The following is a 26,060-nucleotide window of genomic DNA, read 5'->3' as shown; positions in this document are numbered from 1 at the left end:
GACGGAGAGGGAACGGGGCGAGAGTTTAAGCAGTGGCAGGATTCACCGGTTTCGCGCGGTTGTCGACGAAGCGCTTGCCCTTGGCTTCGAACCGCGGAAGCGATCCTGGCTCGACGAGCGCGACGGCGACGCGGAGGCCCAGCCGGACCTGCAGCAGGCGGCTGATCGGCTCGGGATCGGAGCACGAGGCTTCGACTTCGACGCGAAGTTCGTCCATCTCGCCCGCCTTTTCAGCGATCAGGCGATACTCGACGATCTCCGGCGCCTCGCGCAGGATGGCTTCGATCGCGGTCGGAAAGACGTTGACGCCGCGGATGATCATCATGTCGTCCGCGCGGCCGAGCACGCCCCCTTCGAGAAACGCGAAGCGGCATTCGAAGTCGTGCGAGCGCGACCAGCGGCCGAGATCGCCGGTGCGGTATCGCACCAGCGGAGCGCCCAGGCGTCCCAGCGTCGTCAGGATCAATTCGCAAAGCTCGCCCTCGTCCGCCGGTTCGTCGGTTCCGACGCGAACGAACTCTGGATAAAAGGCGGATTCGTTCACGAAGACTCCGCGTCCTTCCAGATCGCCGAAGCCCCAGGGCCCGACCTCGGTCGCGCCGGAATGATCCACCACCGTCGCGTTCCACGCCGATTCCATGCGTCCGCGAATCGACGCGATCGAGCCGCCCGGTTCGCCCGCGACGATGATCCGCCGGAGCGCGAACGAATCGCGAGGCAGTTTCAGATCCTGGGCCGTCTGCGCCAGATGCAGCGCGTAGCTCGGCGTGCAGCAGAGGACGGTCGCGCGGCTCTCGCGCAGAAGTTCCAGCCTCGCGGGCGTCGACAGGCCTCCGCCCGGGATGGTGAGGCAACCGCGCGCGAACGCGGCGTCGTGAGCGCTCCAGAATCCGACGAACGGTCCGAACGAGAAGGCGAGGAACACTCGATCGGCGACGGTCACCTCCGCCGCGTCGAGCACGAACTGCCACTGCTCGATCCACCATTCCCAGTCAGCAGCCGTGTCGAGCACGACCAGAGGGCGGCCTGTCGAACCCGATGTCCGGTGCAGTCGGGAGTAACGTGCGACGTCGAACGTGCGATTGCGCGCGGTCGCGAATTCGCCGTCGGCGTTTCCTTCGGCCGCGTTTTCCGTCCGAGGCGACAGCTCGCCCTTCGTCGTGGTCGGAAGCAGGCTCCAGTCGGCGAGCGACGTGGGGGCCGGCGCCGCGGCGAACTTCGCCTGATAGAACGCGTTCGATTCCCGAAGGCGCCCGTAAAGCGTCGACGCCAGGCGCCACTGATGGGCCTGAAGGTCCTCGCGCGAGAGACCTCTTAGACGCTGGCGATCGGCTTCGGTCGTGAGGGGCATGCGCGACGGCGGGCGAAGATGCGCGGACGAACTCTGGTCAGGCGGCGCTGCGATGGGGGCAGCGAATACAGGCCCCATTGTAGGGACGCGCGGTCTCACTTCGGCGGAGCGCCGTTGCTGCCCCGCGTTACCTGGCGGGACCGGGTTCGCGAAAGGTCTCCCCGCGGTCGGCAGGCATCGAGGCGTGCCAGGCGACGAGCTCTGCAGTCAGGCGTGCCGCGATTTCGGGATGCTCCGCGAGGACGTTCTTCGTTTCGCCCGGATCCGATGCCAGGTCGTAGAGTTGACCGTCCGAGCCGTCGTATTCGCAAAGCAGCTTCCAGTCTTCCTCCCGCATGGCCAGATCGGGCAGATCTCCCTTGGGACCGCCGTCCCGGTCGGGCGGGCGTCGGAAGAAGAGCGGCTTCGATCGAGACGCGTTCGATTTGCCGAGGAAGACGTCGACGAGCGCTTCGCCGTCGAGATCGTGCTGAGCGTCGTCAGCGCCTGCCAGCGTTGCGAGAGTCGGCGCGACATCCAGCGTCGAGAAGACCGAGGTGCCGTTCGTCGATCCCGCGCTCTCCGCCGCGACGAGTCCGGGGCCCCACACGATCAGCGGCGAACGAACGCCCCCTTCGTAAAGCTGGCCTTTGCTGCCTCGCAAGGGTTGCCCGCGGATGGGTCCGGCGACGCCGGCGCCCGGTTCGGGCCCGTTATCGGAGCAGACGAGGATCAGCGTGTTCTCGCGCAGCGTCTCGCTATCCCGCACCCGATCGAATAAACGACCCAGGGTTTCGTCGAGCGAGTCGAGCACGCCGAGATACCGCGCCCGCTTCGACCCGTCGCCCCGGCGTTCGGCGACCGGATGAAACGGCGAGTGAACGTCGTCGGGCCAGACGTTCACGAAGAACGGCTTGCCGTCTCGCTCCGCCTGATCGATGAAGCGGAGCGTCGCGTCGACGAACTCGCCCGAAACGTCCGCCCGGTCGGCCCAGCGGATGGGACCGTGACCGAGCTTGTCGGAGCCGAGCGCGTGTTTCCTCGCCGGTTCGCCGTCGCGGTCGTCCAGCAGCGGCAGGACGCGCGGTCCGAGCCCTTCGAAATTGGTGAGCGAGTCGTCAAAGCCGTACTCGCTGATCAGCGGCGCGTCGCCCACGTCGCGCTGTCCGCCGAGATGCCACTTGCCGAAATGACCGGTCGCGTAGCCCCGCTCGCGGAGCGTCCGCGCGAGGGTCGGCGCCGCGGGATCGAGCCACTGCGCCATGCCGCGGTTCTGGTTGAGCTTGCGATCGGCCAGATACGATCCGATTCGCCAGCGTTGCGGATACTGACCGGTCAGCAGGGCCGTTCGCGAGGGAGAGCAGATCGGCGACGCGACGTAGAACTGCTCGAACCGCAGGCCCTCCTTCGCCAGGCGGTCGACGTGTTCCGTTTCGACCTCTTGGTTGCCGAAACAGGAAAAATCGCCCCAGCCCATGTCGTCGATGAAGACGATTACGAAGTTCGGCCGGCGATCGGGCTCGGCTGCCGGAATCGGCGTCGAGAGCGCCGCGCCGAGCAGAGCCGCGATGATGAATGGAATCCGGGAAGAAAGCATGCGGAACTGTCGAAAGGGTCGAGACCCGAAGCGAAGGCGTGGCTATCCATTTTAGTCGTGAGCAGGCGTCGGCTGGTCCGGCGGAGGCGTCGCCGACTTGCGGCGAAGGGGGCGAGCGAACAAGATGGTCGATTCCGCCCGACCCTCCGCCCGACCCTGATGATGGCCGTTTCCGACGCGACTGACGGGGCAACCGATCCCCCTTCCCCGCAGGCCGCTACGACCGGGTCGCTGCTCGTCATTTTCCTGACGGTGATGATCGACCTGCTCGGCTTCGGGCTGGTGCTGCCGCTATTGCCGCTCTACGCCAGGCAATACTCGACCGACGAGCATGGCCTGACGATCGGCCTGCTGATGGCCAGCTTCTCGGCGATGCAGTTCCTCGGCTCGCCGCTGTGGGGGCGTTTATCCGATCGCATCGGCAGGCGTCCGGTCCTGCTGGTCGGACTGTTCGGCTCGGCGGCGTTCTACTCCGTCTTCGCCATCGCGACGACGCCGGATCTGATGTCGCCGCAGATGAGCCTGCTGCTCATCTTCGTGTCGAGAATCGGCGCGGGACTCGCCGGGGCGACGATCAGCACGGCCCAGGCCTACATCGCCGACACTACCGGCGAGAAAGAGCGGTCGAAGGGCATGGCCCTGATCGGCTTCGGGTTCGGCATCGGGTTCACGCTGGGACCGCTGATCGGCCTGCTGGCCGTAGGGCTCGGCGACGGCGATCCGGGGCCCTGGCCGGGCTGGATCGCGGCAGGACTGTCCGCGTGCGCGTTCGTGCTCGCCATCTTCCTGCTGCCGGAGTCGCTCTCCGCCGGAAATCGCGAGTCGGCGACGCACGACAAACGGATCCGCGACGGACTGAAGCTGCTGCGGCTGCCGATTCTGACGGCCCTCTATCTCGCGTCGTTCATCTGCGTCTTCTCCTTCGCCAACTTCGAGACGACGCTGGCCTTGCTCCTGCAAGGGAATGAGTCGGGCGGAGAAGCGGTTTCCGCCGGCGTCGGGCTGCAGGAGCATTCGCCGTTCGCGCTCTCCTGGACGTGGATCTGTTTGACGTTCGCCTACATCGGCGTGACGCTCGCGTTCGTGCAGGGGGGCCTCGTGCGCCGCCTGGCGACGCGGCTGACTGACTGGAGCATGTGCCGCATCGGCATCGCGCTCAACCTGATCGGACTGACGATCCTGGGGACCGCCGTCGCGATCGTGTCGCTTCCGCTGCTGTACGTGGGGCTCTCGTTTACCGTCGCCGGGTTCGCCTTCCTGCAGCCGTCGCTGAACGGCTGGATCTCCCGCTCGGCGCCGAGCGACCGACAGGGGACCGCTCTCGGTTTCGGTCAGTCGATCAGCGCCCTCGCGCGAATCTTCGGATCGGGGCTAGGCATTCCACTGCTGATGCTGCACGTCTACGCGCCGTACGTCCTGGCGTTCGTGCTCTTCCTCGCCGGCGCCGGACTGCTCTGGCGCGCGTCGCGAATGCCGAAGCCGACGGTCGCGTAGGTGCGAGCCGCGGCTCTAAAGAGCGGCTACGTCTCGATCGTGCGAGCAAGGAATTCTTCTTGCGCCGCCGCGAAGGTGAAGTACGCCGCCGCGAAGCCGGACAACCCCGCGAGTACAGGATCGCCGACGACGAGCGCCGTCGCGAGGCCCATCGCCACGCCGACGAGTACGAAGAAGCAGCCGATCGTGATCGGCACGCGAGCGTCCGTCTCGTCGGATCCGATCGCCAGAAAACGAACCCCCGCATCGACGTATAGAGCGACCGCCGCGACGACGACGCTTCCGATCGCCGAAACAATGAACACGCCCGGCAGATCGTACAGTTCCCACGACCGGCTACTCGCGAGAAGGAACCGGATCGCTGCGGCCAGTACGCCGAACGAAGCGAACGCCGTCATCAGATCGCCGAGGCTCACCTTGAACGGAGTCGCCTTCGGAACTTGTGGCCGGAGGGAGAGGGCCGCGGCGGCGACGCACCAGATGACGACGAGCACGCTGAAGTAGGCGAGATACGCGGCCAGCGCTCCGCCGTAACTAAACCGCCAGACAGCGGCGAGGGCGATATACGTCGCGAAGCTGATGCCCCAGAGCAGACGATCGAACGAGAGGCCCGGACCGAGTACGAGCCAGCGGGCGAGCGCTCCGATCCCTCGAAGGGCCAGGGCGACGAACGCCCCGGTCAACGCCGCGGCCAGAGCTCTTCGCGAAACCAGCAGCGAACTGCCCGCCTCCATCGCGACGAGCAGCGTCCACGCAGGAAGAACCGTCGCGACGCCGAAGGTTCCGACGATGCGCCAGCGGGGGAAGGTCTTTCTGTCGATCTTGGTCGCTCCCCTGTTCGCCTGACGGTTCCCGCGTGGTTGGAAGTCGGCGAGATTCCGCCAGCCGGTTCGCCCGTCAGTTCGTTACTGATCGCAGATTGATCGCTCGAACGCCGAAAAAACGCAGCGTCGCTTCATGGGCGGTCCCCATGACAGCGTAGACGAAGATCATGAACGGGAGCACGAACGCTTGCGGGTGCAGGGCGCTCTCCGCCGCCAGCGCCGCGGCGATGGCCCCGAGTATCAGCACGAACCCGGCGAGAATGGCGAACCCGCGGGCCGAAGCGTTCTTGCCGAGAATGAACATCCGCAGGCCGGCGTCGATGGTCCAGCATCCGAGGCTCGCGAGCAGCAGCTGCAGGAACTCGGGCCCCGTGTCCGTGGAGAGACTGAAGCTCCCCCCTTCCTGCCCGACGAAGGCGAACGCGACCCGTGCCCCTGCGAGCGCGAGCCCTGCGAGGAATAGTCCCAGCATCAGGTCTCGCGTTCCGAACGTTCGCGCGAAGAACCGGACGCCGGGAAGGACGTCGCGCCCGCCGCGCCCTCGCACGATCAGCCACCACAGGAACGGCAGCGTCGAAGACATGCCGGTCATCCAGGCGACCGTCACGTAAAGTCGCATGGGACCGTCCGGCGCGAGAGCGCGAATCAACAAGGCGGTCAGCAGCCAGTCGCCCGCGAGGATGACGCCGCCGAACGTCGCTCGCGTTTTGAAGTCGCCCGGGCCGAGTAGCAGCCATCGGGCGACGACGTTCTGGCAGCGAGCCGATGCGAGGTTGACGAGCGCGAACGTCCACCCGAAGAGGAAGATCCACCCGAATAGGAACGGCATGTCGCTGTGCATCTCCCAGATGGCCAGCCCCGTGAGAGCCGCCACCGGACCCAGCGTCAACGCCGTCATCACGAAGGCGAGTTTCATCGACGCGCGGGACGCTGCCGAGCGCTGGGCGTCGTCCGACGTTTCCTGTTCGCCTGTCGCATCGCTCATGACGCCGCTCCTGCAGGACGAGCGGCGCGATCGCTACGCCGTCGCCCTCTGCCGACAATCGTACTCTCGGACGGTTAAGCCGTGCGATTGACGGTCGTTCCGCTGAATAGGTATCTTCAGAGGGCCGCGAAAGCGGTCATTTCGCTCGTCGCTCGTCCTTTCGTAGCTCGAGAGTCCCGGGCAAGCGATCCTCCTGCTGCGCGGCGCTTCGTCGCGGAACGCATGCCTTCGGAAGCGTACTCTTGAACGACTCCGCTCACGGCGATCCGCTGCGCTTCGCCTTGGCCCAGCCGAAGCTGCTCAGCCGTCTGAACGAACAGTCGGTCCTTCGCTCGATCCAGAAGGAGGGGCCGGCGACGCGGGCCGAACTGACCCGCCGTATGCGGATCACGGCGCCCACCGTGTCGAAGGCAGTGGCGACGCTGCTGCGATCGGGACTGCTGGAAGAATACGACGCGGACGAAGCGGGCCGCGGCCGCCCCGCCAAGAAGCTGCGCCTGGCAAGCGAAAGCTCGTGCGTGCTGGGACTCGTGCTCGACGTGCAGCGCTGCTCGGCGTCGATCGCCGCGCTCGACGGAGAGATCCGCCCCGACAGCGAAGTCAGTTTCGACACGCCGTCCACTTACGAGGGGCTTCTCGACGCACTCGAAGCGAGCGCCAGGCCCTGGCTGAATGACGAGTCGCTGCGTCTGCTGGGGGTCGGGATTTCGATCCCCGGTCTGGTCGATTACCGCCGGATGAAAGGCCTCTTCTCGCCCAATCTGCATATCACCGACGGCCAGGCGGTCGCCGCCGACCTGACGCGCCGTCTCGGCGTGCCCGCCGTGATGCTGCAGGAGTGCCACGCGCTTTGCCTGGCGGAGAAGGTCTTCGGCGCCGCGCGTACGGTCGACGACTTCGCCGTGGTCGACGTTTCGGCCGGCGTCGGCGCCGCGGTCTATCTCGGCGGGAAGCTGCTGCTCGGTCACAGCGGCCTGGCGGGCGAGTTGGGGCACATCCCGATCGTCCCCGACGGCGAACTCTGCGGCTGCGGCAATCGCGGGTGCCTGGAAACCGTCGCGTGCGACGCGGCGCTCGCCCGGCTGGTGGGAAAGCGAGTGGGGCGAAAGCTCTCTGCGGACGATCTTGCCGCGATGGTCGAGTCTGGCGAGAACCTTCGGCCAGATCTGGAGGCCGTCTGCGACCGGCTCGCTCGCGGACTCGCGACGCTCATCGACCTGGTGAACCCGGCCACCCTCTTCATTCACGGGCGTCTGTTCGAACTCGACCCGACGATTCTCGACTACCTGATCGAGAAGACGAAAGCGGGCGCCCTGCCCCCGTCATTCGGCGAGTGCAAGATCCGCATGGCGTCGGTCGGCAAGCGTCAGGGAGCGGTCGCCGCGATCGTGGAGCGCCTGACCGCTCGCACTCCCGTCGGAGAACGAACCCGCGAAGAGCACGAGCGATCTCACGAGATCGCGCCGGGGGCGTAGCTCTTCCCGCTGCATGCCGCAGAGCCGGAACTCTCCACGAGCCGTCGCGCCACGGCTCGTGAGAGTTTCTTCGCCTTACGGCGCCTGAGCGACTTCGCCGCCTGCTCGCGTAGCGAGTCCCCGATACACCGCTTCGTCGATCTGATCGTTGATCAGGCGGACCGACCCGTCGCCCATCGCGAAGTTGGCGCCGGTCGCGTGAAAGCTGCTGAAGTCGTCGAAGTGCGCATGCTCGTCGTTGGGCGGATGATCCGCCGAGCCGACGACGCGGGCCATCGCCTCGTCGATAGGAGCGACCCCTGGCCAGAGGCTGTACTCGATTTTGCTGCTCCGTTCGCCGACGAGCAGCGTGTTCGACAGACCGTCGGTAATCGAGGCGAACTTCATTTTCGACAGATGAAAAAAGACGCCGTCGCCCGCAGAGGGAACGTCTTCGATTTCCAACGAGCCGAAGACGCCGACGTAGTTCGCGCGAGCGAAATCGAAGCCGTCGACGTTGAAACTCTCCTCGCCGGCATCCGAGGGACACTGGTAGGAGGGAATAAGCGCGGACCTGACCGCATCGTTCAGAGGATCGGCCACGGGGACGTTGAAGTTGATCCGGTCGCCAAGCGGACCCTGCTCGATCTGCGGCAGAATCATCGACGCCCAGGCCCAGCCCGTCGGGCCTTCGGGGTCGGCGGCCGGAGCGATCCAGCCGGGCGGAAGCCGGCGATGGACGTCGTGGTAGTTGTGCAGCGCCAGACCGATCTGCTTCAGGTTGTTGCCGCAGGACATGCGGTTCGCGGCTTCGCGTGCGTACTGCACGGCGGGAAGCAGAAGCGCCACGAGCACGCCGATGATGGCGATCACCACCAGCAGCTCGACCAGAGTGAATGCGGAACGCGTACGCATGGAGATATCGCCTGTGCGCCGCCGCGCGTTCAGCATCGATCGGCTTCGCACGAAGCTCGGGAGAATCCCGGCCCGTCGCGAAGGCACGCTCGATCGACTGTCGCGCAGCGAACGGTGAAAGATCGGTGGTTAAGGAAGCGTCGAGTCGCGCGTCGACTGCCGCAGCGCCGCACGAAGCGACAGGCGGACTGAACGTCGAGGCGCAAAGGTCGTCAGAGGCGAACGCGAGGCTCAACTCCGACGAAACCGGCGACCGATCAACAACCGAGAGGCGGGCCGCGGCAACCGCGGACTTCGACGTCGCGACCGCAGCAGGTCGAGACGAGACGAGGCGCCGAAAGCGAGGGCGACTCTTGAAGAAGAAGCGTATAGGCGGGCGAGAAGCCCTGACCGATCAGGCGTTGCAGCGCGCAGGCTGCACACTGATGGTCGACGCCCGAACCATCCGTCGGCGCCTGGACCGTGATTTCGCCGGCCCTGAGCGCGACTGCGGCGTTGGCAGAGTGAGCGCCGTCATGGTCGTGCGAACAACCGTCGCCATGCACATGCGCGGCGTCGGTCGAACAGGCGGTCGCACCGTCCGACTCGCAGGTTCCGGAAACGCAGCCGCCAGCTCCGTGTCGATGCACGTGAGCCGCGGGCGACGCCAGCACGACGAACGCGAGCTGTGCGACCCAGGCGAGTTTCAAAAATCGGCGGAACCGATTCACTCGATTGCTGTCCGAAAGCGGCTACGAAATCACGACGATCCGCTCATCCTACGCACAGCGACTCGCAACGCCAAGCTTCGAACTGTGAAGATTTGCAAGCGATTTGCGACCGGGCTCTTCGAGATAGCCTCTACCGCAGATTTCGAACGACGCCCACGACGACGCCGACGACTTCCGCCCGGTCGACGATGATCGGCTTCATCGACGCGTTCGCCGGCTGCAGCCGGATGGCCCCCTTCTCGGGGAACCAGTACTTCAGCGTCGCTTCGCCGTCCGCCTTGGCGACCACCATCTGGCCCCGGTCTGCGGTCGGCTGCTTGTGAACGATGACGAAGTCTCCATCGGCGATATGCGCCTCGATCATCGAGTCGCCGTGGACTTCGAGCGCGAAGCAATCGTCGCGCACCAGCAGGTCGCGGAGATCCAGCGTATCGGCCTGTTCGACCGCCTCATGCATGACGCCCGCAGCGACGGAGCCGGCCAGCGGTAGCGACATACGCTTCTGCACCGACTCCTGCATCAGCTCGATCGAACGGGCTTCCTTCGCCGTTCGCTTGATGAGCCCCTTCTTCTCCAGCGCCTTCAGGTGGCAGATCACGCCGTTGGGCGAGCTGATCTTGAACTGCTTGCCGATTTCCCGAACCGTCGGTCCGAAGCCGCGATTCTGGATCTTGTGACGGATGAACTCGTAGATCTCTCGCTGCCGCTTGGTCAGCCGGTCCGTTTCCACCGTCATGGTTTTCGCTTTCCTGAAAAGAGCCGGTCGTCTGACGAGCGGCCTGCGACAGCGATGAAAGGCGTGATACCGAAGCGCGCTTCGCGTGGACTTCGGTTCAGGATTTATATGTTCAGAACATAACGAGTGCAAGCGTTGGAGCGACAACAATTGTCGCATACGGCTGAGTCGAGCTTTACGTCTTGTTGGGCACGTCCGTCGAAGCGGTGATGCAGGCGGTGGGCCCTTCGGAATCAGGTAGCTAGCTTAGGTGAACGCCCGACCCGTTCAAATCCGGCGTATCCCCCTATTGGATGGGGGCACAAGCTGGGCGGGTGCGGCGTAAGCGCCCCCCGTCGTGTTCGATGGCGCGGATTCCTGAGTCGCGGCGGAGCGAGGCAGGCGCTCGTCGTTTTCGGGGTCGCCGGGTACCATGGGCCTCTTCCAGCAGGGCCTTGGGGACCGGGTCGCTTCGACTTGATCTGCCGGGCTGCTGCGCGAGCCCCTGGGGCGTCGCCTCGTCTGCGTGCGAGGCTCGACTGCCGCATTTCGCCGGGCTGCAATCGTCCTCTTCGTATCGCACAGTCACAGGTCGCTCGCCGATGAAGGCCATCGCTGTTCGTCCCGGTACTCCTCACAGCGTTCACCTGCGGGACGTTCCCAAGCCGCGCCTGGCTGACTTCGGCGGCGACACGGGCGTGCTCGTGAGAACGCTTAAGGTCGGGGTCGATGCGACCGATCGCGAAATCGACGAGGCACTCTACGGTCAGGCCCCTCCGGGCGACGAGTATCTCGTGCTCGGCCATGAATGCTTCGGCGTCGTCGAAGAGGTCGGCCCCGCAGTGAAGTCCGTGAAGCCGGGCGATTTCGTCACCGCCACCGTCCGCCGGCCCGGCAAGTCGTTGTTCGACCTGATGGGTCACAACGACATGACCAGCGACGAAACGTATTACGAGCGCGGCATCAGCCTGCTGCACGGCTACCTGACCGAGTGGTTCCTGGACGACGAGCATTACATCGTCCGCGTTCCGCAGGGGCTCGCGCATCTGGGCGTGCTGATGGAGCCGGCGAGCGTCATCGCCAAGGCGATCGACCAGGCCTACGAGGCGCAGCGCCGTCTTCGCGTCTGGCGCCCCAAGCGAGCGTTCGTGCTGGGGGCGGGACAGATCGGCCTGCTCGCGACGGCTTCGTTGCGGCTTCGCGGGATCGAGGTCTACACCCTCGCGCGGTCCGAAGCGCCGACGCTCAACTCCGAGATCGTCGAAGCCTACGAAGCGACCTACGTCAGCACGGCCAAGACGTCGATGGACGAACTGGTCGCGAACGTCGGCAAGGCCGACCTGATCATCGACGCGACCGGCTCCAGCAAGGTCGCGTTCGACGCGATGACGGCGCTCGGCAAGAACGGCGCCCTGGTCTGGACCAGCGTCACGGGGGGCGACCGCCGCACCGACGCGCCGACCGACCGCATCAATCTGGAGTGGGTGCTCGGCAACAAGCTCCTGCTCGGGTCCGTCAACGGCAACCGCTGGCACTTCGAGATGGGGATGCGCGATCTGGCCATGGCCGAGATGATGTATCCCGGCGTGACGCAGCGAATCCTCACCCACCCGGTGCAGGGTCTCGCGAACTTCCGCGAGATGATGGACCTCCTCACCCAGCCCAAGCCGCCGTTGAAGGTCTACGTCGAAGTTGCTTCGTGAGGCCCGTTGGCCGACAATCAACGATGCGTATCGAGGGCGATGCCGCAAGCGTCGCCCTCTTTCGTTAGAACGACTGCAAGTCGCTCGACTCGGTCGACGACCCCCTTCCCCCCGCCTTCACGCTGTCTTCTCCTCATGAAACGACGCATCACCAGCGGCGGCGGCTGGCCGGCGATCCGCTATACCTTCACCAAGGCGAGGGAGGCGGGCGGCCTCTGGAAGCTCTGGAAGGCGATGCGCTCGAAGAACGCCTGCAAGACCTGCGCCCTCGGCATGGGGGGCCAGCGCGGCGGCATGGTGAACGAGCGCGGCGGCTTTCCCGAAGTCTGCAAGAAGTCCTTCCAGGCGATGGTCGCCGACCTCCAGGGCGCCATCAAGCCGGAGTTCTGGAAGACGTATTCCATCGCACAACTCCGCACGCTGTCGCCGAAAGAACTCGAATCGCTGGGCCGCATCTCGCAGCCGGTGCGCCTGCGCGCGGGAGAGAACTGGTTCGAGCCGATCTCCTGGGAGGAGGCGCTGCAGTCGGTCGCGAACCGCCTGAAGGAACTGCCGGCGGACCGGACGTTCTGGTACTTCAGCGGTCGGAGTTCCAACGAGGCGGGCTTCCTGCTGCAGGTCTTCGCCCGGCTGTACGGCACCAACAACGTCAACAACTGCTCGTTCTATTGCCACCAGGCGAGCGGCGTCGGACTGAACAGTTCGCTGGGCACCGGCACCGCGACGGTCACGCTGGAAGATCTGGAAAAGACCGATCTCGTGATGCTCATCGGCGGCAACCCGGCGAGCAATCATCCGCGGATGATGACCAGCCTGATGCACCTGCGGAACCGCAAGGGCGAGGTCATCGTCGTCAACCCGGTCGTCGAGACGGGTCTGGTCGAGTTTCGCGTGCCGAGTTCCCCCTGGAGCCTGTTCTTCGGAACGAAGATCGCGTCGTACTACGTCCAGCCCGACATCGGCGGCGATCTCGCCCTGCTCACCGGCGTCGCGAAGCGGATCGTCGAGATGGGGGCTCATGACGAGGCGTATCTCCGGGCGCATTGCGAGGGAGCGGATGCGTACCTCGCGTCGCTCCAGGCGGCCTCCTGGGACGAAATCGTCCGACTCTCCGGTACGACGAAGACCGAGATCGACGAGATCGCGAAGCGTTATGCCGCGGCGAAGTCGGCCATCTTCTGCTGGACGATGGGGATCACCCATCACGCCAACGGCGTGGAGAACGTGCAGGCGATCGCGAACCTGGCGCTGCTGCGCGGCATGGTCGGGAAGCCGCACTCCGGTCTGCTGCCGATCCGCGGGCATTCCAATATCCAGGGCATCGGGTCGATGGGGGTTACGCCCCAACTGAAGCAGGCGATCTTCGACAACTTGGAGCAGCGCTTCGGCGTCAAGCTGCCCCTGACGCCCGGTCGCGATACGCTCGCCTGCATGGAGGGCGCCGAGGACGGATCGCTGAATCTGGCCGTCTGTCTGGGCGGCAACCTGTACGGGTCGAACCCCGACCAGGCGTACGCGGGGCGTGCGCTGTCGAAGCTCGACCAGATCGTCTACCTCAGCACGACGATGAACACGGGCCACGTCTGGGGCACGGCGAAGGAGACGATCATCCTGCCCGTGCTCGCTCGCGACGAAGAGCCCGAGCCGACTACGCAGGAGTCGATGTTCAACTTCGTCCGCGTCAGCGAAGGGGGGCCGCAGCGCATCGCCGGGCCGCTCAGCGAGATCGAAGTTATCAGCCGGCTGGCGGACGCCGTGCTGGCGGACGCGACGCCCATCGACTGGAAAGCGATGCGCTGCGCCGCGGAAATTCAACGCGCGATCGCCAAGGTGGTGCCGGGCTACGAGAGCCTGGAAACGCTTCCGGAGACGAAGAAGGAGTTCCAGATTCCGGGTCGGACCTTCCACAAGACGGAGTTCCCGACGCCGACCGGGAAGGCGAACCTTTTCGTCCATCCGCTTCGCGGCGACGACCTGCCGCCCGGGCATCTGCGGCTGATGACGGTCCGCAGCGAGGGGCAGTTCAACACGGTCGTCTACGAGGATTACGACCTGTACCGCAATCAGGATCGGCGGGACATCATCCTGCTTCATCCCGACGACTGCGCACGACTGGGACTGGCGGAAAACGATCGCGTGACGGTGCGCAGTTCGATCGGCGAGATGCGGCGGATCCTCGTGCGCCCCTACGAGCAGATCAAAGCGGGCGCCGCGCTGATGTACTATCCCGAGGCCAACGTCCTCGTTCCCCGCACGGTCGACCCGAAGTCGAAGACGCCCGCGTTCAAGAACGTGGCGATCGAGGTGTTGCCGGAAGCAGCGTCTCCTGACGCGGCGACGGCGGATCGAAAGTTGGTTGAGTTGGCGATCGGCGTCGCGGAGACGTGAGCGACTTTCGTGAATTTCGCGATGAACTTGCCGACCATCCCGAACCGACGAGGTTCGACGCAAGCTTCATCGATCCGTATGCGGCGCCGATGGCCATGGGACCGGCGCCGCGAAGCCTAAGGCTGCCGCATCCGCCGCGTCTTTCGCCTGAATGGACGATTCTGGCGGGGCTCGTTCCGTACGGCGCGAGCATCGTCGTCGGCGCTGCCGGGATCTGGTGGACGAGAGATACGACGTTCGCGTTGGTGAACCATCTCGTCGCTATCGAGACGGTCGTCTATCTGGGTCGAACGCTCTGGACAGGAGCGGGCAAGGCGTCGGGGCGAATTCCGGTATGCGCGCTTTCGATGGCGGTTATCGCTTGCACGCCCACGCTGCACCACGTTCTTGGAGGCGGACTCTGGGTCCCATTGAGGGAAGTCGGGACGTTCGTCCTCGGCCTCGCCGCCTGGGGCGCGATTTGCTTGTCGGTGAACGCCGTTCTGTTCGCGAGCGGTAGTCGAGACGTTCCGGCTAGGCGAATCCTGCCTGATCGATCTCGCCGGCGATTCATTCCGACGTTGATCGCAACGGGGATGCTTCTCGCGACGATGGCGCCATTCGCGCTTCGACCGCAAATGCTGACGATCGAAGATGTCGGGCTGGACCTCGCTCCTGTTCGGTTGCTCATAGGCGGCGTCATTCTGGCGTCGGCGCTGAGCTTCATGACGCAGACATGGCGCTGGGGCGTTCGCGGTTGGCGTCGCCTTTCCGGCTGGAGACTGGCGTTCTTCGTCTTAGCCGCCTTAGGCAGCATCGCTCCCCTCGTTTTCGTCGCCTTTACGTACTACTTCAGCGACCACCCTCCTCCGGATGGTTGGACGCCCTTTCTCGTGTTCCTCGTCGTGCCCATCGCCCGCGAAATCTTCATCCGCTGGGCGGGTTACCGTTCGATCAACGTCTACGCTGAGCGCCGGCGGATGGAGAAACGGGCCCTCAATACACAATCCACCGATTCACGGCTGGCGCTGACATCGAACGATTCGAACTGACGCCGCTTCCACAGATCGGCGACCTTACTGGGAAAGCAACCGCGCACGAAAAAAGCCGGCCTCGAAGGATCGAGACCGGCTTTCGGTTTAAGTCTTGGAGGCCGCTTGCGTTGACCCCGCAGCCGAGACTAACTCAGCCGCCGCAGGACGAGCAACCCGAGGTGCAGCCGCCGCAAGCCGAGCTGCCGCCGCAGGCGGAGCCGGTCGAGACGGGGACGCTGACGGTCTTCTCGACCATCTTGCAGACCTGGACCTGGACTTCCTTTTCGACCTGAACCGGGACGCAGACCTTGACGGTCACGGTCTTGGTTTCCGGAACGCACTCATAGCGGGTGCAGGTGTAGGTTTCGGTCTTTTCGGTCGGCACGCACTCGGTGTACGTGACTTCGCGGGTCTTGGTCGTCGGGACGCACTTGGTCACCGCAACGGTCTTCGTCATGGTCTCCTGGACCATTTCGCAGACCTTCTTGGTGTAGGTCTTCTCTTCGGTCGCCCACTCGCAAACCTTGACCGTGCAGGTCTTGGTTTCCGGCTTGCAGACGGTGACGTTGTAGGTGTATTCCTGTTCGACCCAGCTCGACTGGTAGGTCGTGCAGGGGACCTCTTCGGTCACGACGTTCGGGACCCAGACCTTCTTGCAGACCGTGGTCATGGCCGGAGCCGCTTCGCAAGCCGAGCAACCGGTTTCGCAACCGCCGCAGGCCGGGGCGCCGCAAGGATCGGCACAGGGATCCGCACACGGGTCAGCACAGCCGCAGCTGTGCTTGTGGGCGCACAGGCGGGCCAGCAGGCCGCAGCGCTTGTGACCGCCGAACAGGCCGCCGGCGGGAGCGCAGGGAGCCGGAGCCGAGCACGGAACTTCTTCCATGATCGTCTGGTAACTGCCCAGGTCCTTGGTGACGGTCTTCATCGTGGTGACGGGGACGGTCTGGCAGACCTTCTTCGTTCCCGTGCGGGTTTCGACCGAGGGAACCATGACCGTGTATTCCTTGGTCACGTCCTTCCAGACGGGAACCTTCACCTGGCAGGTGTAGGGAACTTCCTTCCAGACCGGCTTGCAGACGGTGTAGGTCTGCTCGACGTTTTCCGTGACCGGGACCATTTCGGTGTATTCCACCGTCTTGGTCTGGGTGGTCGGGACCATCACGGTGTACGTGCGGGTCTTTTCCTCGGTGACGGGAACGCGCTTCTGGACGGTGACCTCGCGGGTCTGGTCCTGCATCTGGTACTCGGTGCAGGTGATCGTGCGGGTCTCGGTGACGTATTCCGGCACCATGACCGTCTTTTCGACGTACTGCGTTTCGCAGGGAGCAGCTTCGCCGCAACCAGCGCCGCACGCGTCGCCGCCGGCACAGGCGTCAGCACACGCATCGCCGCAGGGCGCGGCGCAGGCGTGACCGTAATGCCGTCCATGATGGCAATGCAGGCCGAACAGACCATGTCCAGCTTGAGCGCTCGAGACGATACACATCGCCGCGACGCTGAGGGAAACGAAAAACTTCACCACGAGCCGACCTCCAGAAGTAGCACAGAGAACCCGAGTTGCGGGAATCAACGTAGAATTTAGCGATTGGGTAGCTTCGGTCGTTCAGTCAAAGAGTACGGGTAATTTATCCCCGGAAGAATCGATGTCAATCATCCCCGACGATTTAGAGCGATAAGCGTCGATTCGTCGACCGGGCGATCGGACCGCTCAGGCGGCGGTTTTCGCGTCCCGCGACCGTCGCGGCCCGTTCCGGGATAGAATCGAGGACCCCGTGGAACAAGGTTATTCCGGAGCCTGCGAGTCATCACGAACGAAAACGATCTAGCCGCCTTCGACGCAGCCCTCGCCAGGCACGGCGTCGCCGTTCCGGATCTTGCCCGCGAAGCGCTTTTCGCCTACGCGAACGCATTGTGGGCCTGGAACGAAAAAGTCAACCTGACCCGCCATCTCGATTGGGATGATTTTGTCGGAAAAGACTTAAGGGACGTTACGCAGCTCTCCGAGCTTCTCGAACCGGGGGAGCGCGTGCTCGACGTCGGTAGCGGCGGCGGCGTTCCGGGAATGCCGCTCGCGTTGCTCCGGCCCGACCTGAAGGTCGAACTGGCCGAGTCGATCGGCAAGAAGGCGGCGATTCTCGAAGACCTGAAGAAGGCGTGTGGCGCCGACCTCGTCATTCACGCGGAGCGGGGAGAAGCGGTCATCGATCGAAAGCCGTTCGATGTCGTCACCTGCCGCGGAGTCGGCTCGCTCGCCAAGCTGCTTCGCTGGCTCGACGGCAGGTGGGGCTCGATCGGGCGCGTCCTGGCCTTCAAGGGTCCGAAGTGGCCGGACGAACGCGGCGAGGCGCGGCACTACGGATTGCTCAAGGGGCTCCAGCTTCGCAAGGCGGCGGCCTACGAAACCGTCGGCCGGGGCGGCGAGTGCGTGATCCTGAAGATTCAGCCGGAAGAGCCGTCCTGATCCTCTGGCGATCGTTCGCAGCGAGCTCTCGACGGGCGCGACGCGCGGGATCCGGCTTGACGTAGGTTTGCGGGGGAAGGTAACTCCTCCCCTGCAAGAATCCGTCCGCCGTATCCGCCTGACCGCGACCTGATATGGGTCTGTCGCTCCGTCTTCGTATACCCATGCCCTATCTGGCGCTGGGGTCGTTGTCGCTGCTCGCAGCGGCTGCGTTCGGGGCGCTCTACGTCTATAGCCGCCCTGCCACGGACGACATCCAGCGCAACGTCGTTCAGGAGACGCTAGACGCCCTGCATGACGGACGCGATCGCGAAGCCCAACTTCTGGCCGAGTCGCTGCTGCGCGACGAGAAGCTGGAATTCGAGTCGCTCGGCGTTCCCAGCTACGTGCTCGGCATCGTCAGCGTGCGGGAGGCCGAACTGGCGACGATTCCCCGGCAGCGCAAATTGCTCTACTCGATCGCTGCCAACTATCTGGAACAGGCGTCGGCGAGCCAGTTTCCCGAAGGCGAAGTCGAGGAGGGCGAGTACTGGCTCGCCTACTCGCTCAAGTCGGCGGGACGTCGCGAAGAGGCCATCCGCGCGATTCGTGCGGCTTTGCAACGCGAAACTCCGCGCGAAGGCGAACTGAAACTGCTGCTCGCCGATTCGTTGCTCAACGATACGCCGCGCCGTCCACAGGAGGCGTTCGATCTTCTATCCACCGTGCCGGTCGAGCGTCTGGTCGCGTTGGGACCCAAGTGGGCCCGTCAGGCGGTCAGAACTCAACTCGATGCGCTGATGGCCCGGGAGGATTACGCCGGGATGGAGACTTACCTCCGTTCCCTGCCGCCCGATCTGTTGTCTCCGGCAGAGCTTCGCCTGGCGGAATGTCGGGCCCTGATCGTCAGGGCGAAGGCGCTCGCGAAGAAGGGCCCGGAAGGCGAGAGCGAAGCCCGGCGCATCGCGGAGGAAGCGGGCGCTCAACTCGTGGCGATCGTGGAAGGCGACCTTCCGGACTTCCGCGACGTCAGCGAACGCCTCTACCTGATCGCGGTCGCCCAGCGGATGGCAGGCGACGAGCAGGCCGCGTGGCGGCTCTTCGAACGGATCGCCGAACTCGGTACGGCCGAGTCGCTCCCTGCGACGCTGGAAGCGGCCCGCATGCTGGGTCAGTCGGGCCAGGACGACTCGATGATCGAAACGTATCGCCGTGCGGTCGGCCTGGTGGGCGAACCGACGCAGTTCGCGAATCCGTGGGTCACGTTCGACGACCTGAAGCAGGAACTGGGCCAGGCGATCGAATCGTTCCGCGAACGGGAACAGTGGGCCCACGCTGCGGAATTGTCGGCGATTCTGCATCCCGTCTTCGACCAGGGCGACGCCTTGGAGATTCAGGCGGAGATCCTGCGTGACTGGGGCCAGCGGCTGCTCGCGAGCGCGGAGCAGGCTCCCCCGGGCGAGGAACAGCTTCGCCTGGAGGAGGGACGGGAGAAACTCCGTCGCGCGGGAGAAGCTTTCGCGATGCTGGCCGAGGCTCGCTTCGCCGAAGCGGAATACGTGCAGGACCGGCTCGACGCGGGCGACGCCTACTTCCGCGGCAATTCGTTCCGCGACGCCGTGCGGCAGTACTTCGCCTGCCTGGAGTACGCACCGCGAACCATGGAACCCGACGCGACGCTCGGGCTCGGGCGGTCGCTGCTCGCGCTGGGCCACGAGGAAGAAGCCCTGTCCTACCTCAAGCGGATCGAAGCCGACTTCCCGAGCCACCCGACGGTCTACGCGGCACGCTATTGGGCGGCGATGGCCTATCTGGAACTGGGCGATCTCGACTCCGCGGCGACCCGGCTCGAATCGAACCTGTACGAATCCGAATTGACGCCGGACAGCCGGGACTGGCGCGACGCGTTGTTTCAGTTCGGCGACGTGCAGTACCGTAAGGGGCTCGCCCTGCAGGCGAAGGCGGGCGAGTTCGTCGATTCGAAGAAGCCCGAGGATCTGCTGCTTCGCCAGCGACTCGCCGCCGAGGCCGAGGAGGCCCTGATGCAGGCGATCCGCACGTACGAAGAGGCCGCGGTGCGGTTTCCGGAGGACGACCGGAACCTGGAGGTGCGGTACGCGCTCGCCGTCGCGTGGCGAACGCTCGCTGAGGCGCCCCGTGCGGAGATCGAGAAGACCGACATCGAAATCACGCGCGCCGCGATGATCCAGAAGATGAAGGATCGCCTCTCGGGCGCCCTGCCCTGGTACGAGGGGATCTATCGCGATCTGGTCGGAAAGAAGGACGACGGGTCGCTTCGCCGGGACGAATCGACGTTGCTTCGGAACGTCACCTTCGCTAAAGCGGACGTTCTTTACGACCTGGGACGTTATCAGCAGGCGATCGACGCCTACGCCTCGGCCAGCAATCAATACCACAATCAGCCGGAAGCTCTCGAAGCGCTGGCCCAGATGGCACGGTGCTATCGCGAGATGGGACGCCTGGATGAAGCCCGGGGAAAGATCGCGCAGGCGAAGGACCTTCTGGCACGGATGCCGGAAGATACGGACTTCGCCAAAACCACACGCGGTACTCGTGCGGAGTGGGTAAGCATGCTCGATCTGCTGGGACAGTTTTAGATCGGCCCCTTGAGCCGAGCGATCTCACGAATTCGAATCCGCCCACGACGGGAGCCGCATGGACGCGGACTTCGCCTTCACCGATCTGCTCGCCGACCTGATGGCTCAGCGGCTGGGCACGCTCGACGAGCTGGTCAAGCTCGCGCGGCGTCAACTTGAACTGGCGCAGGAAGGTTCGCTCGTCGGCGTCGTCGAAGCTCTCACGGCGAAACAGCCCTTCGTCGACCAGTTGCTCGCGATCGAGCGGGCGTTGAACGCTTATCGCGACGACGATCCCGACTCCCGCGTCTGGCGGAGCGACGAACTGCGATCGCGAACTCGACGGATGGCGGAGCTGAGCCAGCCGTTGCTCGCGGAAACGCTGTTGATCGAAACGGAGTGCGAGCGGTTGCTGACGGTCCTGAAGGAGGACGTCGGAACGCAGCTTCAAATGGGCCAGGGCGTCGACGTCGCCCGACGCGGTTACGCGGGCAAGACCGCCCGCCGAGGCTCCCTCGATCTGTCGACGGAGGGATGAGCATGTCCGCGCCAGCATCCGAAATGGCATTGCCCCGCGAATCGTTCGTTTCGCAGCCGCATCTAGAACGCGACCCTTCTTCTGCCTACGGCGAAGCGGCGGATCCGTCGTGGAACGAACTACTCGGCGTCTGGGAGAGCGCCGTCGCGCGGTTGCAGACGACGCAGACCGCGCTGAAGGAAGAGGTCCGTCGACTCCGCGAGGAGCTGGCCGACAAGCGCCGCGATCTGGAGCGCAAGCGTCAGCTGGCCGAACTGGGGCAGATGGCCTGCCACATCGCTCATGAGGTGCGTAACGGCCTGGTGCCGACGACCCTCTACTCCGGGTTGCTCGAACGACGGCTAGCGCACGACCCGGACAGCCTCGTGCTTCTGGCGAAGCTGACGGGCGGGATGAAACAGGTCGACGGAATCGTTCGCGACCTGCTCGCCTGGAGTCGCGAACTGGAGATCCGTCCCCGTTCGACGAACGTTCGCCGCTGGCTGGAAGAGACGCTCGAACCGCTGGCCGAGCAGTTCGGTTCGCACGGCATCGCGGTCGACGTTCAGCATGTCGAGGATTTCGACGCATCGTTCGATGCCGATCTGCTTCGTCGTGCGGTCGTGAACCTCGCGCTTAATGCCGTCGACGCACTGCCCAGCGGCGGGACGATCGGCTGGACCGTCCGTCGCGATGATGAGCGCCTGCTCCTCGAGATCCGCGACGACGGACCGGGCGTACCCACGGGAGAACGGGAGCGGCTGTTCCAGCCCTTCTTCACGACCCGATCGCACGGGACGGGCCTGGGCCTCGCGCTTGTGCGCAAGATCGCCGAAGCGCACGGCGGAACCGCGACCTATCGCGAAGCGGCAGGCGGCGGAGCGGTTTTCTCGATCTGTATTTCGACGTTCGACGGGGCCGGCACGTGAATCCTTCGTTAGAACCCCGCGGCGCTTCGATCCTGGTGGTCGACGATCTGGCCCACGCTCGGGAATCGATCGCCGACGCCCTGCGTTCGTTCGCCGGCGAAGTCGTCGCCGTGTCGGGCGCTGCCGAGGCGCTCGCCCGCGTCGCCGGGCGCTCGTTCGACGTGATCCTGTCGGACCTCAACATGCCGGGCATGGACGGTCTGGCCCTCGTGGGGCGGCTGAAGGAACTCGGCGTCAGAACCCCGATCGTGATGCTGACCGGCTACGCGTCGATTCCGACCGCCGTCGAGGCGATGCGACTCGGCGCCTTCGACTACCTGGAGAAGCCGTTCGACGTCGAGCGACTGGAGCGGACGGTCGAACGGGCTCTGCGAGCGGGCCAGGCTCTGGCGGCTTCAGCGAGCGCTGCGGCGTCTCGCGAAGAGCCTCGCTCCCAGTCGGCGATGCTCCTGGGCGACAGTCCGGCGGCGAAGCGGTTGAGGGAAGAGATTCATCGCGTGGCGGCTACCGAGGCGACGGTCCTGATCCAGGGCGAGTCGGGCGTCGGCAAGGAACTGGTCGCCCGGGCGTTGCATGCGGCGAGCGGTCGCGCAACAGGACCGATCGTCGGCGTGAACTGCCCTGCCCTGTCGCCGCAGCTCATGGAAAGTGAGCTCTTCGGCCACGAGAAAGGCGCGTTCACCCACGCTGAGAGCCGTCGGATCGGACGCTTCGAGGCCGCGCAGGGCGGGACGATTTTCCTGGACGAAATCACGGAACTGGAAATCGGCCTGCAGGCCAAGCTCCTCCGCGTGTTGCAGGAACGCTCGTTCGAACGGGTCGGATCGAGCGTTCCGATTCAGGCGGACGTTCGCGTGATCGCGGCGACGAATCGCGACGCCCGGCAGGCGATCGGCGAGGGCCGTCTGCGGGAAGATCTCTACTATCGCCTCGCGGTCGTGCCGCTGTTCGTTCCCCCCCTTCGCGATCGGATGGAAGACGTTCCGGCGCTGGCCGAACTCTTTCTCGATCGCGCGGCGGAGCGAACGGGTCTGTCGCGGCGAACGCTCAGTCCTGCGGCGCTCGACCTGGCGCTGAGCTACGACTGGCCGGGCAACGTTCGGGAACTGGAAAATCTCATCGTTCGCGCCGCCGTGCTGAGTCCGGGCGAGACGATCGCCCCCGATCTGATCCGCCCCTGGCTTTCCGGCAGTTCGTCCTTGCCGACCCGGACGCGGGTCGTCGATAGCGGTCGAGCCGCGGCTCTTTCGTCGTCCGCTCTGGTCGCGGAAGCGGAGCCTTCGGCGCTCGCCTTTCGTCCCGGCTCGTCGCTCGAACAGGTCGAGCGGTCGATGATCGCCGCGACGCTCGATCTCTACGGCGGGCATCGGGCGAAAACGGCGGAGGCGCTCGGCATCGGCGTCCGAACGCTGACCGACAAGATCAAACGGTACGGCCTGAATCCCCGCGGCGAAGCGACCGTTTCGCGAGACGCCTACGCCCCCGCGGCCTGACCGCGACGACCGCCGCCCCGAACCGGAGGAGGGACCGATGAATCTCGATTCGATGTTCTCCGGAACGACGATCCCGGCGCTCCAGGAGACGGTCCGGTTCGCGGAGGCGCGTCACCGTCTGCTCGCGGGCAACATCGCCAATCTCGATACGCCGGGTTATCAGGTTCGCGACCTGTCGCCTGAGCGGTTTCAGGAACTGCTCGGCAAAGCCATCGAGTCCTCGAAGCGGGGCGACGCCAGCGCCGGCGTTTCCTACGACGGCAGCGACGAAGCCGATCCGATCCGCAGCGTCCGCGACAAGATGAAGGCCATCCTGCGTCACGACGGCAGCGACGTCGGTCTGGAACCGCAGGTTCTCCAGATCGCCAAGAACCAGTCGCTGCACAGCCTTTCGATTGCCCTTCTCCGAAAGCAATTCGCTTTGCTACAAACCGCGATCAGCGAACGGGTCGACGTGTAAGCAGCGCCCGTTCGATGACTCCAGGAGCATCGAATGCATACCGCTCTCGATATCAGCGCGAGCGCCCTCGTGGCGCAGCGGGCGCGTCTCGACGCGATCGCCGGCAACATCGCGAACATGAGTTCGCTGAAGGACGAGACCGGCAGGGTCAAGCCGTACGAGGCGCGGTACGTCGTGTTCCAGACCGACGAGGGCATCGCCACCCGCGACGGCGCCGTCGGCGTGAAGGTCGCGGCCGTCAAGCAGGAGACGGTCCCCCCGCTCTACAAGTACCAGCCGCAGCATCCGCTCGCCGACGAGAACGGCTACGTCGCGTATCCGAACATCGACCTCAACTCCGAATTCGTCGACGCCCTGGAAGCGACGCGGGCGTACGAAGCGAACGTCGGGGTGATCGAAATCTCGAAGAACATGGCCGCCCAGACCCTGCGGATCGCCGGGTAAGGCCTCGCATAATCGACTGACGCTGCCATGACTCCCATCGGCGCCCTTTCGCCCGCGCTTCCCTCCGGCTTCGCCTCTCCGGCGACGTCTGCGAAGCCGGCGTCCGCCGAGGCGTTCCGCAGTTTCCTCATGGGCTCGATCCAGGAGGTCAACGGAATGCAGCAGGACGCCGAGAAGGCGATGAACACCCTCATGACGGGCGGCGACGTGCTGCCTGCCGAGGTGCTGACCAGCGTGCAGAAGGCCGACTTGTCGCTGAAGCTGCTGATGCAGGTTCGCAACAAGCTCGTCGCGGCCTACCAGGAATTGAAGGACGTCCGGATTTAGTTTGATCAGGCCCTGACGCGACGCTCCCCAAGCTCCCGATGAAGACCCTGCAGGAACAGTTCGAGGAGTTCAAGCAGTTCCTCCAGTCCTCGAGCTGGAGCGTCCGGGTTCTCTCTACGCTGCTCGCCGCGCTGGTGATCATCGGACTGGCGTTCCTGTTCCGGACGCAGACGGCCGCCGAAGGCGATTACCTGTTCGGCGCGCGAGAGTTTTCCGTCGACGAGCTCCTGGCGATGGAGGCCGCTTTCGCGACGGCAGGACTGGGCGAGTCGCAGATCGTCGGCGCGCGGATGCAGGTTCCCGCGCATCAGAAGGCGGATTACATCGCGGCGCTCGCCGAAGAGAACGCGATGCCTACCAACATGGGCGATCCGCAGAACGAGGCGGCGACCTCGGGCGGCCTGTTCGAGTCGAAGGACTCGCTCGACTACAAACGCAAGATCGCAAGGCAGCGCGAACTGTCGCTGGTCGTGTCGAAGATGCCGGACGTCCGCGCGGCGACCGTGCAGATCGACGAGCGGTCGATCGGCTTTCCGCCCAAGATCGAGAAGCGGGCGATGGTCGCCGTGCAGATGCTAGGCAGCCGCGGGCTCCCCTCCGAACGGGTCGGCGCCATTCGGCGTCTGATCAGCGGAGCCGTCACGGGGCTCGACGTCGCCGACGTCACGGTCAGCGATATCAATACCGGCGTCTCCTGGAACGGAGCGTCGGCGGACGGTTCGCCGGACGGGCTCGACTCTCCCTACCTGGTTCACAAGGCCCGGTACGAGCGAGACTGGAAAGAGAAGATCGAGGCCCAGCTCTCGATGATTCCCGGCGTGATCGTGGGGGTCAACGTGGCGCTCGATCCGCAGATGTCGAGCTCGCAGTCGAGCGTGAAGATCGATCCCAAGACCGTCGCTCTCCGCTCCAGCGAATCGAACGAAGAACGGACCAGCGCCACGCTCGACGACGGCGGCAGACCGGGGGCGGTGCCGAACGGCGTCGTCAGCAACCAGGGCGCGCGCGTCGAGCCGATGACGAAGAAGCGCGACGATCAGATGACGAAGTCGGCGTCCGAACAGGAGGCGATCGCGTCCCGGGACTTCACGCAGGTCGTCAAGGCGGGGCTGATTCCCGAACGAGTGACCTCGTCGATCCTGGTTCCGGAGAGTTACTACGTCGCCATCTGGCAGAAGTCCCAGCCGGCGCCCGCTGCCGGAATCCCTGCGGCGGCTCCGGCAGCTGCTCCCGAAGCCGATCTCAAGGTCATCCGCGACGACTTGAAAAAGCGGATCGAGGAGATCGTCGTCAACCTGCTGCCGCCCCTTCCGCCGGGCGTCGATCCTTATCCGCGCGTCTCCGTCACCTCGTACCAGGATCTGCCGGGCGAGCCGCTACTGACTCCGGGTTACTCCGACTTCGCGATGGACTGGGCGCTCGCCAACTGGCAGAAGCTCGGTCTGGGCCTGCTGGCGCTGATCGCGCTGGTGATGCTCAATCGGTTCGTGAAGCAACGACCGGCGGACGGCCAGACGACTCCTGCCGCTGCGGCGGAAGGATCGCCGGAGGCTGCCGCATCGCCCGAAGCGATCGCCGCTCAGGAAGCCGAAGAGGCCGCGAAGCGTCGCCGATTCGCCGATGCGGGGCCCGACCTGAAGGAAGAACTGGCCGGACTGGTGCGCGACGACGAAGACGCCGCGGTCAACGTCCTCAAGACCTGGATCAGCGAAGCGGCGTAAG

General features: G+C 65.3%; 22 protein-coding genes. 14 read left to right on the top strand and 8 right to left on the bottom strand.

Annotation, left to right across the window (positions count from 1 at the left end):
• Nucleotides 1-25 precede the first annotated feature (25 nt).
• Both SH602x_RS20690 and SH602x_RS20685 read right to left on the bottom strand, forming a co-directional pair.
• The gene (locus SH602x_RS20690; protein WP_479474100.1) at nt 26-1,351 is read right to left on the bottom strand and encodes a phenylacetate--CoA ligase family protein; all 1,326 of its coding nucleotides are present in this window, start codon (nt 1,349-1,351) and stop codon (nt 26-28) included.
• A gap of 127 nt (nt 1,352-1,478) precedes the next feature.
• Entirely contained in the window at nt 1,479-2,927 is a 1,449-nt protein-coding gene (locus SH602x_RS20685) for a sulfatase family protein (RefSeq protein WP_479474099.1), read from the bottom strand.
• Nucleotides 2,928-3,086: 159 nt separating this feature from the next.
• Here SH602x_RS20685 and SH602x_RS20680 point away from each other — a divergent pair, with 159 nt between their 5' ends.
• The gene (locus SH602x_RS20680) at nt 3,087-4,421 is read left to right on the top strand and encodes an MFS transporter (RefSeq protein ID WP_479474098.1); all 1,335 of its coding nucleotides are present in this window, start codon (nt 3,087-3,089) and stop codon (nt 4,419-4,421) included.
• A gap of 26 nt (nt 4,422-4,447) precedes the next feature.
• Here the strand turns inward: SH602x_RS20680 and SH602x_RS20675 are convergent, their stop codons facing one another.
• Nucleotides 4,448-5,155, bottom strand: coding sequence for a hypothetical protein (locus SH602x_RS20675; RefSeq protein ID WP_479474097.1), 708 nt, complete (start codon nt 5,153-5,155; stop codon nt 4,448-4,450).
• Between the two features lie 163 nt (nt 5,156-5,318).
• Nucleotides 5,319-6,230 carry a hypothetical protein gene (locus tag SH602x_RS20670; RefSeq protein WP_479474096.1) on the bottom strand — a complete coding sequence of 304 codons (912 nt, stop codon included), beginning with the start codon at nt 6,228-6,230 and terminating at the stop codon, nt 5,319-5,321.
• A 242-nt stretch (nt 6,231-6,472) separates the two neighbouring features.
• On the opposite strand from SH602x_RS20670, the gene SH602x_RS20665 reads away from it, so the two are divergent.
• The gene (locus tag SH602x_RS20665; protein ID WP_479474095.1) at nt 6,473-7,705 is read left to right on the top strand and encodes an ROK family transcriptional regulator; all 1,233 of its coding nucleotides are present in this window, start codon (nt 6,473-6,475) and stop codon (nt 7,703-7,705) included.
• A 75-nt stretch (nt 7,706-7,780) separates the two neighbouring features.
• Here SH602x_RS20665 and SH602x_RS20660 read toward each other — a convergent pair whose 3' ends face one another.
• The 3 genes from SH602x_RS20660 to lexA all read right to left on the bottom strand — a co-directional run bounded on the left by SH602x_RS20660 (nt 7,781) and on the right by lexA (nt 10,045).
• The gene (locus tag SH602x_RS20660; RefSeq protein WP_479474094.1) at nt 7,781-8,599 is read right to left on the bottom strand and encodes a DUF1559 domain-containing protein; all 819 of its coding nucleotides are present in this window, start codon (nt 8,597-8,599) and stop codon (nt 7,781-7,783) included.
• A 257-nt stretch (nt 8,600-8,856) separates the two neighbouring features.
• Nucleotides 8,857-9,309 (bottom strand): hypothetical protein, encoded by a 453-nt coding sequence (locus tag SH602x_RS20655; RefSeq protein WP_479474093.1) that lies wholly within the window; start codon nt 9,307-9,309, stop codon nt 8,857-8,859.
• Between the two features lie 130 nt (nt 9,310-9,439).
• Nucleotides 9,440-10,045 carry a transcriptional repressor LexA gene (gene lexA, locus SH602x_RS20650; protein WP_479474092.1) on the bottom strand — a complete coding sequence of 202 codons (606 nt, stop codon included), beginning with the start codon at nt 10,043-10,045 and terminating at the stop codon, nt 9,440-9,442.
• 581 nt (nt 10,046-10,626) lie between these two features.
• Here lexA and SH602x_RS20645 point away from each other — a divergent pair.
• The 3 genes from SH602x_RS20645 (at nt 10,627) to SH602x_RS20635 (ending at nt 15,146) form a co-directional block, all read left to right on the top strand.
• Entirely contained in the window at nt 10,627-11,727 is a 1,101-nt protein-coding gene (locus SH602x_RS20645; protein WP_479474091.1) for a glucose 1-dehydrogenase, read from the top strand.
• Nucleotides 11,728-11,862: 135 nt separating this feature from the next.
• Entirely contained in the window at nt 11,863-14,115 is a 2,253-nt protein-coding gene (locus tag SH602x_RS20640; RefSeq protein ID WP_479474090.1) for an FdhF/YdeP family oxidoreductase, read from the top strand.
• A 575-nt stretch (nt 14,116-14,690) separates the two neighbouring features.
• Nucleotides 14,691-15,146: a hypothetical protein gene (locus SH602x_RS20635; RefSeq protein ID WP_479474089.1), complete on the top strand. Its 456-nt coding sequence runs from the start codon at nt 14,691-14,693 to the stop codon at nt 15,144-15,146.
• 133 nt (nt 15,147-15,279) lie between these two features.
• Here SH602x_RS20635 and SH602x_RS20630 read toward each other — a convergent pair whose 3' ends face one another.
• A complete protein-coding gene (locus SH602x_RS20630; RefSeq protein ID WP_479474088.1) occupies nt 15,280-16,617 on the bottom strand; it encodes a hypothetical protein in 1,338 nt (445 codons plus the stop codon).
• Nucleotides 16,618-16,926: 309 nt separating this feature from the next.
• Here SH602x_RS20630 and rsmG point away from each other — a divergent pair, with 309 nt between their 5' ends.
• The 9 genes from rsmG (at nt 16,927) to SH602x_RS20585 (ending at nt 26,059) form a co-directional block, all read left to right on the top strand.
• Complete coding sequence (rsmG, locus tag SH602x_RS20625) at nt 16,927-17,592, top strand: 16S rRNA (guanine(527)-N(7))-methyltransferase RsmG (RefSeq protein WP_479477125.1); 666 nt, start codon at nt 16,927-16,929, stop codon at nt 17,590-17,592.
• Between the two features lie 134 nt (nt 17,593-17,726).
• Complete coding sequence (locus SH602x_RS20620) at nt 17,727-20,189, top strand: tetratricopeptide repeat protein (protein WP_479474087.1); 2,463 nt, start codon at nt 17,727-17,729, stop codon at nt 20,187-20,189.
• 58 nt (nt 20,190-20,247) lie between these two features.
• Nucleotides 20,248-20,706, top strand: a complete 459-nt coding sequence (locus SH602x_RS20615) for a hypothetical protein (protein WP_479474086.1) — start codon at nt 20,248-20,250, stop codon at nt 20,704-20,706.
• A gap of 23 nt (nt 20,707-20,729) precedes the next feature.
• Nucleotides 20,730-21,614 carry a sensor histidine kinase gene (locus tag SH602x_RS20610; protein ID WP_479474085.1) on the top strand — a complete coding sequence of 295 codons (885 nt, stop codon included), beginning with the start codon at nt 20,730-20,732 and terminating at the stop codon, nt 21,612-21,614.
• On the top strand, nt 21,611-23,107 hold the full coding sequence (locus SH602x_RS20605; protein ID WP_479474084.1) for a sigma-54-dependent transcriptional regulator: 1,497 nt from the start codon (nt 21,611-21,613) through the stop codon (nt 23,105-23,107). Before SH602x_RS20610 ends, SH602x_RS20605 begins: the two co-directional genes overlap by 4 nt.
• A 37-nt stretch (nt 23,108-23,144) precedes the next feature.
• Nucleotides 23,145-23,567 carry a flagellar basal body rod protein FlgB gene (locus SH602x_RS20600; RefSeq protein WP_479471221.1) on the top strand — a complete coding sequence of 141 codons (423 nt, stop codon included), beginning with the start codon at nt 23,145-23,147 and terminating at the stop codon, nt 23,565-23,567.
• A 33-nt stretch (nt 23,568-23,600) separates the two neighbouring features.
• A complete protein-coding gene (flgC, locus tag SH602x_RS20595; protein WP_479471222.1) occupies nt 23,601-24,011 on the top strand; it encodes a flagellar basal body rod protein FlgC in 411 nt (136 codons plus the stop codon).
• 27 nt (nt 24,012-24,038) lie between these two features.
• Nucleotides 24,039-24,338 (top strand): flagellar hook-basal body complex protein FliE, encoded by a 300-nt coding sequence (gene fliE, locus SH602x_RS20590; RefSeq protein ID WP_479471223.1) that lies wholly within the window; start codon nt 24,039-24,041, stop codon nt 24,336-24,338.
• Between the two features lie 38 nt (nt 24,339-24,376).
• Nucleotides 24,377-26,059 (top strand): hypothetical protein, encoded by a 1,683-nt coding sequence (locus SH602x_RS20585; RefSeq protein WP_479471224.1) that lies wholly within the window; start codon nt 24,377-24,379, stop codon nt 26,057-26,059.
• Nucleotide 26,060: the final 1 nt, after the last annotated feature.

This window comes from Lignipirellula cremea (assembly GCF_056501455.1).
This window is presented reverse-complemented; position numbering and strand designations above follow the sequence as displayed.